Origin of the sequence: Chitinophaga silvatica (assembly GCF_003419895.1) — a bacterium.
Lineage (GTDB): Bacteria > Bacteroidota > Bacteroidia > Chitinophagales > Chitinophagaceae > Chitinophaga > Chitinophaga silvatica.
The window spans coordinates 218102-231215 of sequence record NZ_QPMM01000010.1; the positions used below are offsets into that span (position 1 = coordinate 218102).

The following is a 13114-nucleotide window of genomic DNA, read 5'->3' on the forward strand; positions in this document are numbered from 1 at the left end:
TAGATCAACAGGCCAAATGTATCGGAGAATAGTTTTATGATCATTGATGCTATTCCGATCAATGATTTCATTTTGGATCGATGATTTTGTTTTAGATCGATGATTTTGGATTTAGATTGATGACATGGTTTTTGGTTGATGATTCTGTTTAGATCAATGATTCTATTATAGATCGATGATTTTGTTTTAGATCGATGATTTTGTTTTGATGAGCAAGATTTACTCACTCATCAAAACAATATCATAACACTATTTACTGATACAGGTACTTCAACGCAATGATATCATTTGAGTTGAAGGTACGGTTGCCTCCATTGGAACATGCCAGCATCCAGGAATTAGGATCGGCAGTATCAGGAGTACCAGGAATCAGAACAGCGCCAATAGTGCTTTGACCTTCATCAACCGGTGATCCTCCGCAGCTATAGGAACGATCCATATAGTCGGTATGTCTCATTCCTATACAGTGGCCAATTTCATGCTGAATCACCGAACCAACATAGAGCACATTAGGGTTTGAGCCATAGGCATACTGATTGGTGTTCATTTTGATGGTAGCATAAGGATTTCCGGTATTGGTTGGAAAACCGGAAGATCCCAGGGTGATATAACCACCGCTAGGCCCCTGGTTAAAGCCTTGGATGGTGATATCAGCAGCCCCGCTGGTTACACGTTGGAAAGTCATACGCAATGCCAGATTATTATATCTGTTAATTGCAGTATCACAGCCATCGATAAAGGCATTGCCTAATCCTGTAACTTTAATTTTAATAACCCGCGGCAAAGAAGTTACCAGTAAATTAGTCCTGTATTGCTCTGTATTGGCAACTCTAAGAACAGGACTGCTAACTTTTTCTTTAAGCTGGGATTCCGTTAACAAAATATCACCTTCCACGAGGTAGCCTTCATCGGTTTTAATAACATGATCGGTACTAAAGCCATTGGCTTTGATTTGCGCCAGGACCTCGGCGCTTACAGCATTGGGTTGTACTACATCCTGTTTGTTTGAGTTACGATTACAGGAAGTAAAAGCTAAGGCAGCTAGTAAACAGCATAATGCAGGGAGGGTTTGTTTTCTCATAGATTCAGATTTTTGGTTAAGAAAAAAAGATATGCTACACCTGTTCCTGCAAACAGGGGATTGTTAACAACAAAAAATAAATGGCAAAGCAGTAGCTGTTATGCCCTGTTCAAGCATTTACCAATAATAAAAACTAAATAAATGATACTATTTGCGGGTTATTCAGGCTCCTCAGATTTTGCTTTAAAAAACTAACGTTGCTAAATAGTGTTACAGATTGATGCTCAGATTTTGTCTATTTCTTAGTCAAGATTTCCGCTTTCAATATTACAACTTTCGTTTTATCTAAAAAAAATATTTCTACATTTTCTCACAACAAAAATTTAAATACTGTAGCTTTAATCTAACATTTTATCAACTGACTGCATGCCATACCAACCCTTCAAAATATTGTCTACATTGGTTTTCATGCTTATCTACTGTAATAGCATTGCTGCAGTAACCCAATCGCCTGCCGATTCAATTCTGCAACGTTATGCAGTTGATACCTGCAGCAGTCATTCAAATTCTAACCCGTACCTAATAAAATTTTCAACTATTCCATCTGCCAACCTACTGCAACAATATGGAAATGTGCAGTCTATAACCCGCCACCATTATATATTGCGGCAGAAACCAACTGATAGTAGCGTTGTTTATTGCTATACAGCCAATAATAATTATAAAGCAGGGTTACAGGTTTTGCAGCAGTTAGACCACTTGCAAAGTAAAGACAGTATTACCTTACAGGTGGCATATCAGGATTTAAAGGAACCGTTACAATTTTGCCGTAGACTTACGCAATCATCTCAGTATCGTGTAGGTATATACCGGGTATTAAAAAGTGATTGGAAATCATTTATAGATCAAGCGTCCGTGGTACGGGCAGATGTAATCAGAAAGCCTGTGCCGGAAATCATTATCAATACAAGTAATCTGGCTGCTAATCAGATCATTTATGCACAATCGAAGTTCCCGGAAATTACAGGAAAACGTATAGTCGTTAATGTTAAAGAAGATCTTTTTGATACTACAGATATCGATTTACATGGAAGGTTTATCAAAACCGGAAACGAATCTTCTTCCAACACTGCTCATGCTCTCATAATGGCTACCCTTATTGGAGGTGCTGGAAACAGCGGAGATAAAGGTAAGGGTGTTGCAACTGAAACATTGCTAAGCAGTAGCAGCTACAGCACCAGTCTGTTACCGGACGATAACGAGTATTATTCAGGTAACCTTATTAGTATACAAAACCATTCCTATGGCACCGGAATAGAAAACTACTACGGGCCTGAAGCAATGGCTTACGATGAGCAAACCTTTACATCAGACACAACGCTACATATCTTTTCTTCAGGCAATATTGGTAACCAAACATCAAACACAGGCGCTTATTCGGGCATTAATAATTTCGCCAATCTTTCAGGCACCTTCAAACAGGCCAAAAATATACTGGTGGTTGGAGGTACAGAGGCTTCAGGAACGGTTATGCCACTAAGTTCGAGAGGCCCGGCCTATGACGGCAGAATTAAGCCCGAAATAGTAGCATATGGAGAAGACGGTACTTCGGGGGCCGCAGCAATAACTTCCGGGGTAGCTGCGCTTATTCAGGATGCCTGGACTAAGAAGTTTGCAAACCGTGCACCCGCTGCATTAGTCAAAGCACTAATAATTAATAGTGCAGACAGAGCCTACAATGCAGGCCCTTCCTTTATAGCAGGATTTGGTACCTTAAACGCAGCAGCCGCATTAAATACTGTGCAAAGTAACCAGGTTTTTCAGGGTTCTGTAAGAAATGGACAGGTTATCTCTTTTAACGTTACAATTCCTCAGGGAACAGGAGAATTAAAAGTAACTCTTTGCTGGACAGACCCTCCTGCTGCCGTGAATGCGAACACTGCACTGATTAACGACCTGGATATTACTGCAACTACAGACAATCTGCAAACCTGGCAGCCCTGGGTATTGAACAGTTTCCCTATTGCCGATAGCTTACTACAAAATGCAAGGAGAATGAGGGATAGCCTGAATACTACTGAGCAAATTACAATACCTGATCCGGCCGGCACTGTACAGATTAATCTGAAGGGTACCAAAGTGAATAGTGCTCAGCAATTCTATATTGTATATTCCTTTCTGCCCAAACAATATTTTCACTGGTTGAATCCTGTTGAGAATATAATATTACCAGCCAATCAACAAACCACAATACAGTGGCATAGTACATTTACAGGTAGTGGAACAATTTCCTACAGTTTGGATGCCGGTAACTCGTGGAATCCTATTGCATCCAATGTAGCCCTGCAACCAGAACTGATAAACTGGAATGTTCCTGATACTTTATCTTCTGCATTAATAAAACTAACGCTAACGGATACCTCGTTTGTAAGCGATCCGTTTATTATATCTCCACGGCCACGTCTGGCCACTGGCCTTAATTGTGAGGATACTGTATTACTCCACTGGAATAAGGTGCCTGGAGCAAAAGCATACAGGATCTACCTACTAGACAATCATCAACTTACAAACTATAAACAAGTAACAGATACTAACATTATACTTTTCAAAAAGCAGTTACCTGGTAATTATTTAGCGGTAAGTCCGATAATGCAGGACGGAAAAGAAGGGCTTAAAAGCTATACTACCCAATATGAAAAACAGGGAGTGGCCTGTTATGTTGTTAGTTTACTGGCCGATAAAACAACTAACAAAGGGGTATTACTTTCATTAACGCTGGGGTCATTGTATCAGCTCGAGAACCTGCATTGGGAGCGTTTTACCTCTACTGGCTGGAAAGACCTCGGAACAGTAGCGCTCAATAATTCATTTCATTTCAACTACAATGATGAGCAATTACCAGAAGGGATTATATATTACCGGGTTAGGTTAACAACAAGCAGTGGGGCGTCTATTTATTCGGAGGCTGTAAGTGTAGTGATTTTCAATCAACATTCCTTTATTCTATATCCCAATCCTGCCTATAACAGTATTACATTATTGAATGAGGAAGCCAAAAGCAGGCGTGTAGTGATCCGGGATATGAGCGGCAGAACAGTATTACAGCGCAATATTGAGGATATACAGGAAACCATATTTCTTCAGCAACTGGCATCAGGTATATATAACTTTAGTGTTTATGAAAATGGGGTATGTGTTTTTTCAAAGCAGTTTATAAAGTTGCAGTAGGTTGATGCTGTGAGCCTGTAAAGATAAAAGTCTACGCTAATACCTTCTAAATTAGGTATCCAAATAAAAGAGGGCTGACCAAAAAATGGTCAGCCCTCTGAGTATAATTTAGTAAATAGATTACAGGTGAATTGCTTCGCCGTAAGCTACTTCGATAGCGTCTTTTACTGATTCGCTCATGGTTGGGTGCGGGTGGATAGAATCCAGCACTTCCTGGTAGGTTGTTTCCAGCTTACGAGCCACAACAGTTTCAGCGATAATTTCAGTTACGTTTGCACCGATCATGTGAGTACCTAACCATTCGCCATATTTAGCGTCGAAGATCACTTTTACGAAACCTTCGGTAGCACCGGCAGCAGAAGCTTTACCGGAAGCAGAGAATGGGAATTTACCAACTTTAACTTCGTAACCTGCTTCTTTAGCTGCTTTTTCGGTATAACCTACAGAAGCAATTTCAGGAGCGCAATATGTACAACCTGGGATGTTCATATAATCGATAGTCGCAGGTTTGTGAGCATATTTCTTTTCGTTGTAAGCGAGAGCTTCAACGCAAACGATACCTTCTTTAGAAGCAACGTGTGCAAGTGCCTGACCAGGAACCATGTCACCAATTGCATAGATTCCAGGAACGTTGGTTTGGTAGTATTGATCCACTACAACGCGGCCTTTATCGGTTTTGATCCCTAATTGTTCGAGGCCGATGTTTTCGATATTAGCAGCGATACCAACAGCGCTCAGTACAACATCAGCTTCGAGGGTAACCTCACCGGTCTGAGTTTTTACTTTTGCCTTAACGCCATTTCCAGAAGCTTCTACAGCTTCTACAGAAGCGTTGGTCATGATTTCGATACCTTTCTTCTTGTATATTTTTTCCAGTTCTTTGGAGATATCTTCATCTTCAACTGGTACAATGCGAGGGAGGAATTCAACGATGGTTACTTTAGTACCTAAAGTTGCATAGAAATATGCGAATTCAACACCGATAGCACCAGAACCAACAACGATCATTGATTTAGGTTGCTGAGGCATTACCATAGCCTGGCGGTAACCGATTACGTTTTTACCATCAATTTTCAGGTTTGGTAATTCACGGGCGCGGGCACCAGTAGCCAGAATGATGTGCTTGGCATCGTAAACAGTAGCTTTACCGTCTTTATCGGTAACTTCTACCTGGCCTTTTGACTTCAGTTTACCTGAACCCATAATCACATCAATCTTATTCTTTTTCATCAGGAACTGAACGCCCCTGCTCATTTTATCTGCAACACCACGACTGCGTTTGATTACTGCGTCAAAATCTACTTTAGCATCAGCCACTGTGATACCGTAATCTTTGGAATGCTGAGTATATTCGAATACCTGTGCAGTTTTTAATAATGCCTTAGTTGGAATACAGCCCCAGTTTAAACAGATACCACCCAAGCTCTCTCTTTCCACTACAGCGGTTTTAAATCCAAGCTGTGAAGCACGGATAGCAGCCACATATCCGCCGGGACCACTACCAATTACGATTACGTCGTATGCCATATTGTTTAATTTTAAATTGAACTCGCCAAAGGTAAAAAATATTTCCCGCAAAGAGGCAAAGATTAATATTAAGGTACATAAGGATTTTTTTTAAAGCAAATAAGGATCGAAGCGAATGTTTTTAAGAATTCAGATAAATTTTCTCTAAACAGAAACCTTATCTGAATTCTTAAAAACATTCGCTTCGATCCTTATTCTTCTTAATATTAACCTTTGCGTCTTTGCGAGGAAAAGCGAGCTTGCGAGCTATCGAAGATCTACTACTTCAACACCAGGATATTTCTTAGCATCAAAAGTAAAAGTAGCATCAGTCAGGTCGGAATTCGGTGTGAAAGATGATATCTCATAAGTATAATGATTACCATTCTTTTCGAAAACCTTCATCTTCGCTATACTCTGTGACTTTTTGTCGATAGATACAATTACCTTGAAAATATTTTTTGACTTATCTGTCGGAGTCAACTCAATATTCTGCAATACTTTTCCCTTTTCAGTTGTTTCTCCGTTTAATTTATACAGATAATCCTTATCATAGAAGTTAGTGAACAGTTTAGCCGGCGTCATAGCTCCGCTGCTTTGATCTACGTTATTGATAGTTACTTCGTTAACGTCTTTAGCATAGGACCAGGAGGTTTTATTATCACTGATAATTTCCTGACCAGGTAAAGTCACTTTATATTTTGAACCTTTCAGGTAAACAGTTCCTTTTTTAGAATCAGTTACGCTATTATTGGCACCTTCAACTTTTAATACGAAGTTGGCAACTACTGTTTTTAAAGATTTGAATTTATTGCTAACGCCATCAAGTATTGTTTTGGCTTTAGGGTCAGAAGCAGAAGCACCTTTTGATTGAGCCATCCCGCTAAAAACAAGACCACTCAATAACATTCCGGTTAATACAAATTTCTTCATCGTAATTCTTTTTTGGTTTGTGCTAAACAAGCAGAGACAAATGCCATGCCGTTATACTTTCACTTTTTCTTTTCAGGGTGCAAAATTCAGCATAATTTCCCGAAAATGGGAATAAATTCCCAGCCTGTTAACATATTATAACAAATTATTAAGGATTTCCTGGAGCTCGCTATCGGTCTTAACCATTACCTCTCTTGCCTTACTACCCATATTTGGACCTACGATTCCGGCGGCTTCAAGCTGATCCATTAATCTACCTGCCCGGTTATAACCTAATTTCATGCGTCTTTGCAATAAAGAAGTAGAGCCCTGCTGAGTGGAAACAATTACCTGTGCAGCCTCTTCAAATAACGGATCTCTGTCGGCAATACTCAATTCCCTGCCATCAGGATCTTTATCATCCACGTATTCAGGCAGCAGGAAGGCATCAGGATATCCCTTCTGATTACCAATAAATTCGGCTACACTTTCCACTTCCGGCGTATCTACGAATGCGCATTGAAGCCTAACCAGCTCTCCGTTGAACGAAACCAGCATATCCCCCTGCCCTATCAGTTGTTCTGCTCCTCCGATATCCAGGATGGTACGGGAATCGATCTTCGATGATACCTTAAATGCTATACGTGCAGGGAAGTTGGCCTTAATTGTACCGGTAATAATATTTACAGACGGACGTTGCGTGGCAATAATCAAGTGAATACCCACTGCACGGGCCAATTGAGCCAATCTGGCAATCGGCATTTCCACCTCTTTACCGGCTGTCATAATCAAATCTGCAAACTCATCCACTACCAGCACGATAAATGGCAGATAACGATGCCCTTTAAGAGGGTTGAGCCTACGTTGAGTGAATTTAGCATTATATTCCCTGATATTACGCGTTCCCGCTTCTTTTAACAGATCATATCTCAGATCCATTTCTATACAGAGGGCATTGAGCGTATGAATAACCTTCTTCGTATCCGTTATAATTGCATCATCTTCACCTGGTAGTTTGGCTAAGAAGTGCTTCTCAATCAGTTTATATAGTGAAAGCTCTACTTTCTTAGGGTCTACCAATACAAACTTTAATTGTGAAGGATGCTTTTTATAGAGAAGTGACACTAATAATGTATTGATACCCACAGACTTACCCTGACCGGTAGCACCTGCCATCAACAAGTGTGGCATTTTGGCAAGGTCTGCTATAAAGTTTTCATTATCAATCTTTTTACCGATAGCAATTGGTAGGTCCATGGTACTGGTCTGGAATTTCTCTGAAGCCAGCAAGTGCTTTAAGGAAACTATAGATTTTTTCACATTCGGCACCTCAATACCTATAGTTCCTTTACCAGGGATCGGGGCGATGATACGAATTCCCAAAGCCGATAAGCTCAGAGCAATATCATCTTCCAGGTTTTTTATCCGGGAAATACGCACACCGGCAGCAGGAACAATTTCGTATAGGGTAACCGTTGGCCCCACAGTTGCGCTGATCTTCTGGATAGAAATATCGTAGTTTTTAAGCGTATCGATAATCTGATTCTTGTTCTTCTCCAATTCTGTGGTATCCTGTACAATGACCTTATCGGCGCTATGATTTTCCAGTAAATCGAGTGTCGGAAATTTATAATCTCTCAGATCCAGCGACGGATCAAAAGGATCTACAGGTTCCAGCGGCATTACCGGAGCAACTACTTCGATATCTTCTTCAGTATCCTGGTAGGTAGATTTGATTTCAAAAGTTACTTCTCCCCCTTTATCCTTTTTTTTAGGTTGAAGCACAGAAGCAGTATCCTCAGTTTCTTCGATATATAACAAAGGACCCGGGTCTTCCATCTCCTCTTCTTCAGTTCTGATAAGATCACTTTGCCATTGAGCCGGAGCTTCGGGTACAATCACCGGAGCCGGAACAGGTGGCATAAAAGCCGCATGAGCAGGAGGAATAGGAAGCTCCTCTTTCTCTACCAGCTGCAAAGGAGGAAGATCTTCTTCCTCAATTTCTTCGTTTATGGGTGTTTGAAGAATTCCCCCTTCCTCACGTAAACCATTTTTACGCGCCTGTTCATTTTTCTGAGGAGCAACCGGTGCAGCGGCAGCAGCAGTTCCTGCAGCGGCAACGGGAACAGGAGCCGGCGCCGGAACGGGTTTAGGAGGTTTTATCTTTTTCTCGGGCCATTTGAAGCTGAAGTTAAATTTCCAGATAAGCCAGGAGAATCCGATTACCAGTAAAAGTAAGGCAGTACCGGTTTTGCCAATAAAGCCGGAAGTCCATTTATCCAATGCATCACCTAAAGCTCCTCCCCATGGGAAGTTGTTACCACCGGCAATAAACGACATCGACATACTGATATACAGCAGTCCGAATAAAATATATTTAATGTTGCGCCATACCCGAAAGACACGGCGACCAACGATGAAGTTAACACCTATGATAAAAAAGAAGTAACAAAACAAATAGGCAGCTATGCCTACTCCGTAAAAGAAGAAATTATGTGACACATAAGCTCCCAGGCGGCCTAAGAGGTTATCAACCTTTACATCACCAAACAATAATTCTTTAGTGCTATAATGAAATATTTTGTCCTGGTCTTCTTCCCAGGTAAAGAGATAGGAAGTAAAGGCAATGAAACAATAAAGAGAAAGTAATAAGAAGAACACACCTAATACTTTGTGTGTGCGTTCATCTTTCACTAATTCTTTTACTTTAACCTCAGGCTCTTTATCTTTCTTCAGAATATCAGGATTCGGGGTAGTGCCTTTCGGTTGTTTGCTTTCCGGTTTTTCGTTTTTCAGTTTATTCTTGGACATAATTTAAATTCAGATTGTGGAACCTGGCCATTCGGGCAACTGTAGTATCCAGTGTACCATAAATTCAGGAACCAGGGGATCAATGGTTTGTTCCAGCGCACCGTATTCATCTTCTCTACAAGTATTACAACGCTGAAACAGGTGATTTAGTCCTTGAAACTGACGGACTGTGGTTAAAGAATTTCCATTTTCTCTTAAAATGCGTTCAATAGCATTCAGATTACTCGTTGCGTCTACCTGTATATCATTCGTACCGTTTATGGCCATAAACGGGCATTTAATTCTTTTTAGCTGATTCAATGGCTGGTACTTTAAAACCGAAATTGCTTCGTGGCTTAAGTTTGCTTCATCAACCATTTCAGCGGAGGTAGTTGTTCGTTTAAAAGCTTCGGGGGCATCCTCATACATTTTCGCGATCATGGTCTGTGCTTTCAAACGAATCACTGCAATTGGCTGATTACTAGCCAACAAATCCCAATATGGTTTAAGCCTTTTCGACTGTGCAGCGATCAGACTATCCGGAACACCTTCTAATTTACTTCTTATTCTGGATTGTAGATCAACTAAGTCTCTTCCGGGCAACCCCATTCCTGCCATTGATATTACAAAAGCAACAGAAGGATTGTTGGCAGCCATTAACTGGGCAACGATTGCGCCTTCGCTATGGCCAAGTACCCCTATTTTGCGTTTATTCACATCCTGGCGGGTTTCCAGGTAGTCGAATGCCGCCTGGGCATCGCTTGCAAAATTGTGGATATCGGAGGTGTCGAAATTGCCATTCGACCCTCCAACACCTCTATCATCATATCTTAAAGTAGCTACTCCGTTTTTAGCGAAGTAGTCGGCCAATACCAAAAACATTTTATGGCCGGCCATTTCATTATCTCTTGTTTGTTGCCCAGATCCTCCCAGGAGAATAACCACGGGATATTTACCAAAAGTTTTGGGTCTGGTAAAGGTTCCTGCCAGGGATACCCCTTCCTGAGTATTAGAGAATTTCACTTCTTCAGTCAGGTAGCTAAAAGGGGCTTTAGGCTCCTGTGGTCTTTTATTCAGATCACTTTTCTGGATTTCAGTTTTTCCAAAATCGGTCGGGCTCATATCCGGGCCGAAACTGGAGGTGCCTTTAAACTGTTTGGTAGCAGCATCCCATACTCCAACGTAGGCAAAACGGATATCATCTACTCTGAATAATAAAGTATCGGAACGATGAATAATGATGGTCAGATTAAATCTTTCTGCTACCGGAAGGTCTGGCAGTGTTAAAGTGCCTTTATAACCGTTGTCTTCTTTCTCAAAGTTCAGGATAATTCTTTGTTGTTCGCCGTAATATAGTTTATAGGTGCCATACCACTTTCCCTGCAAATCCATCTGCTGCTGTGCCATAGCAGTATTTCCAACTAACAAACCAATCAACAACACCCAAAACCATTTATACATATTGTTTGCTTTATGCTTTTAATTTAAGTAATCCTGATAAGAGGCAAATCCAGCCTGCGATAAAAAATACGCCACCAATTGGGGTTAGTATACCTATTAACTTAGGGATTTCATTATTTCCAATCTTAAGGGCGGTAATTGCATAAAGGGATCCTGAAAACAGGAGTATACCAATAATGAAACATCTGCCAGCCCATTCCAGGCTACTACCTGGTAAGTGAGCAAAGAGGATGCCGGTTGCAATCAATGCAAATACATGGTAAAATTGATACGTAACACCTGTCTGAAAAGTAGATACACTTTCCGGCGATACCAGTTCTTTCAGCTTATGTGCACCAAATGCACCTAAAATAACTGCCAATGCGCCTAACGCTGCTGCCCAAACTAAGAAACTTTTATGCATGATTAGATATTTTCGGTAAAGGTATCCAATGTAATATTATCGGAGGTGATAATGTGCCTGGATTGTTGGTAAAAGGGCAACCGTTCTGCCAGCTTTTTTTCTATAAACCCTGTCAGGTCTTCATCTTCCAGATCAGCTATCAGCGGGCGTTTCTGTTTTTTCCGTTTCAATCTGTCTGCCATGGTTTCGAGAGAAGGATTAATCCAGATGGTAGTTCCATGTTCGTTCATGAAGTCCATATTTTCCTGAAAGCAGGGCGTACCACCACCACAGGAAATCAGGAAATTATCCTGGAGCGATAATTCACGCAGCAGAATACTTTCTCTTTCTCTGAAGTAATCTTCTCCTTTGGTAGCGAAGATATCGGCGATTGCCATTTCTTCTGCTTCCACAATTACGTCGTCGAGGTCATAAAACGGCAACTGCCAATGATCTGCCAGTTGCTTTCCCCAATAGGATTTTCCGGCACCCATGAAGCCTAGTAAATATATTTTCATAATAAACGTAACAGTTCGAAATTATTCCGCTTGTTTGGCGGGCTGTGTCCATGCCAGGCATAGGCCATTTTCCATAATGTATTGCAAATATAACCGTGTATTTGCATCAGGTTTGTTAAAATCGGCAGTTATGAATCCTGCTACCTGATATGGAAAGGGCTGCAGGTTCATATTTGCCCGAAAATCAACTTTTCCATGGCCATACCATTTAAACATTGCTTCTTTGGCACTCCAGCAAATAGTTTTGTGTTGGAGATCATGATTTGGATCTATAAACGCCGCTTCTTCAGGAGCCAGGAATTTATGAGATACTAATTCGATCTTCGGTTTAGCCTCTTCAATATCTATTCCAACAGGTGCTTTTTTACTAACGATAGCCGCGGCATAGTCGGCACAATGCGATATAGAGAAATAATAAGTCTGACAGTTTAATACCGGTTTCTTCGTATTTGAGATGGTTATGTCGTGAATAGGAAAGTCGGGAAACAGATTTACCAATAAATACCTACCCGCGAAATGTTGTAAACGTTTATGTGGATGATGAATAGCCGGACTGATATTTACCTCTTTACGGAAAAAGTCTTCCTGCTCTGTGATCTTCCATACACCTAGCTTTGTCTCTGAGTCAATTTGTATCGTTCGTATTAATGGCATATCTTGCCAAATTAAAGCAAAAAAGCAGAAAAAAACGCTTTTAACCAATACTACACCATAAAAACAACAGCTAAAACTAAACTATACAAGCATGATTCTGTCAGACAACCGGATATTGGAGGAAATTGAAAAAGGTACGATTGTAATTTCTCCTTATGACAGGAAGTACCTGGGAACCAACTCCTACGATGTACATCTTGGCAAATATCTGGCCACCTACAAAGATCGGGTACTGGATGCTCGCAAACACAATGAAATTGAACACTTTGAAATCCCCGAAGAAGGATTTGTATTACAGCCAGGAACCCTCTATCTGGGTGTAACTGAAGAATATACAGAAACTCATGCGCATGTTCCCTTCCTGGAAGGTAAATCAAGCACCGGTCGTCTGGGTATCGATATTCATGCAACTGCCGGTAAGGGCGATGTAGGTTTCTGCAACACCTGGACTCTCGAAATCTCCTGTGCACAACCTGTAAGAGTATACGCAGGCATGCCGGTTGGACAACTAATTTATTTTGTAGTAGAAGGAGATATCGCAACGTTCTATAATAAGAAAGGAAACGCCAAATACAATGGCCGCACAATCAAACCGGTTGAAAGTATGATGTGGCGCAACGAATTCTAAATATTACAACAATT

10 protein-coding genes are annotated in these 13114 nt (G+C 40.9%); 2 read left to right on the forward strand and 8 right to left on the reverse strand.

The window, feature by feature from the left end:
• Nucleotides 1–253 precede the first annotated feature (253 nt).
• Nucleotides 254–1081: a M57 family metalloprotease gene (locus DVR12_RS18790; protein WP_116977330.1), complete on the reverse strand. Its 828-nt coding sequence runs from the start codon at nt 1079–1081 to the stop codon at nt 254–256.
• A gap of 366 nt (nt 1082–1447) precedes the next feature.
• Between DVR12_RS18790 and DVR12_RS18795 the strand changes: the two genes are divergently transcribed.
• Nucleotides 1448–4249 (forward strand): S8 family serine peptidase, encoded by a 2802-nt coding sequence (locus DVR12_RS18795; protein WP_116977331.1) that lies wholly within the window; start codon nt 1448–1450, stop codon nt 4247–4249.
• Between the two features lie 120 nt (nt 4250–4369).
• Here the strand turns inward: DVR12_RS18795 and lpdA are convergent, their stop codons facing one another.
• From lpdA to DVR12_RS18830, 7 genes are all read right to left on the reverse strand, one after another.
• Entirely contained in the window at nt 4370–5776 is a 1407-nt protein-coding gene (gene lpdA / locus DVR12_RS18800; RefSeq protein WP_116977332.1) for a dihydrolipoyl dehydrogenase, read from the reverse strand.
• Nucleotides 5777–6022: 246 nt separating this feature from the next.
• The gene (locus tag DVR12_RS18805) at nt 6023–6688 is read right to left on the reverse strand and encodes a LolA family protein (protein WP_116977333.1); all 666 of its coding nucleotides are present in this window, start codon (nt 6686–6688) and stop codon (nt 6023–6025) included.
• 135 nt (nt 6689–6823) lie between these two features.
• On the reverse strand, nt 6824–9478 hold the full coding sequence (locus tag DVR12_RS18810) for a DNA translocase FtsK (protein ID WP_116977334.1): 2655 nt from the start codon (nt 9476–9478) through the stop codon (nt 6824–6826).
• 9 nt (nt 9479–9487) lie between these two features.
• Nucleotides 9488–10918 carry an alpha/beta hydrolase family protein gene (locus DVR12_RS18815; protein ID WP_116977335.1) on the reverse strand — a complete coding sequence of 477 codons (1431 nt, stop codon included), beginning with the start codon at nt 10916–10918 and terminating at the stop codon, nt 9488–9490.
• A gap of 10 nt (nt 10919–10928) precedes the next feature.
• Complete coding sequence (locus tag DVR12_RS18820; protein ID WP_116977336.1) at nt 10929–11321, reverse strand: DUF423 domain-containing protein; 393 nt, start codon at nt 11319–11321, stop codon at nt 10929–10931.
• 2 nt (nt 11322–11323) lie between these two features.
• Complete coding sequence (locus DVR12_RS18825) at nt 11324–11818, reverse strand: shikimate kinase (protein WP_116977337.1); 495 nt, start codon at nt 11816–11818, stop codon at nt 11324–11326.
• A gap of 21 nt (nt 11819–11839) precedes the next feature.
• Complete coding sequence (locus tag DVR12_RS18830; protein ID WP_116977338.1) at nt 11840–12472, reverse strand: 4'-phosphopantetheinyl transferase family protein; 633 nt, start codon at nt 12470–12472, stop codon at nt 11840–11842.
• 91 nt (nt 12473–12563) lie between these two features.
• Here DVR12_RS18830 and dcd point away from each other — a divergent pair, with 91 nt between their 5' ends.
• Nucleotides 12564–13100: a dCTP deaminase gene (gene dcd, locus DVR12_RS18835; protein WP_116977339.1), complete on the forward strand. Its 537-nt coding sequence runs from the start codon at nt 12564–12566 to the stop codon at nt 13098–13100.
• The last annotated feature ends 14 nt before the right edge of the window (nt 13101–13114 follow it).

What these genes read in the sequence shown, in the direction of transcription:
- DVR12_RS18820 (WP_116977336.1), bottom strand. Translation starts at nt 11,321, where the DNA reads ATGCATAAAAGTTTCTTAGTTTGGGCAGCAGCGTTAGGCGCATTGGCA.
- DVR12_RS18825 (WP_116977337.1), bottom strand. Translation starts at nt 11,818, where the DNA reads ATGAAAATATATTTACTAGGCTTCATGGGTGCCGGAAAATCCTATTGG.
- DVR12_RS18830 (WP_116977338.1), bottom strand. Translation starts at nt 12,472, where the DNA reads ATGCCATTAATACGAACGATACAAATTGACTCAGAGACAAAGCTAGGT.
- dcd (WP_116977339.1), top strand. Translation starts at nt 12,564, where the DNA reads ATGATTCTGTCAGACAACCGGATATTGGAGGAAATTGAAAAAGGTACG.
- DVR12_RS18805 (WP_116977333.1), bottom strand. Translation starts at nt 6,688, where the DNA reads ATGAAGAAATTTGTATTAACCGGAATGTTATTGAGTGGTCTTGTTTTT.
- DVR12_RS18790 (WP_116977330.1), bottom strand. Translation starts at nt 1,081, where the DNA reads ATGAGAAAACAAACCCTCCCTGCATTATGCTGTTTACTAGCTGCCTTA.
- DVR12_RS18815 (WP_116977335.1), bottom strand. Translation starts at nt 10,918, where the DNA reads ATGTATAAATGGTTTTGGGTGTTGTTGATTGGTTTGTTAGTTGGAAAT.
- DVR12_RS18810 (WP_116977334.1), bottom strand. Translation starts at nt 9,478, where the DNA reads ATGTCCAAGAATAAACTGAAAAACGAAAAACCGGAAAGCAAACAACCG.
- DVR12_RS18795 (WP_116977331.1), top strand. Translation starts at nt 1,448, where the DNA reads ATGCCATACCAACCCTTCAAAATATTGTCTACATTGGTTTTCATGCTT.
- lpdA (WP_116977332.1), bottom strand. Translation starts at nt 5,776, where the DNA reads ATGGCATACGACGTAATCGTAATTGGTAGTGGTCCCGGCGGATATGTG.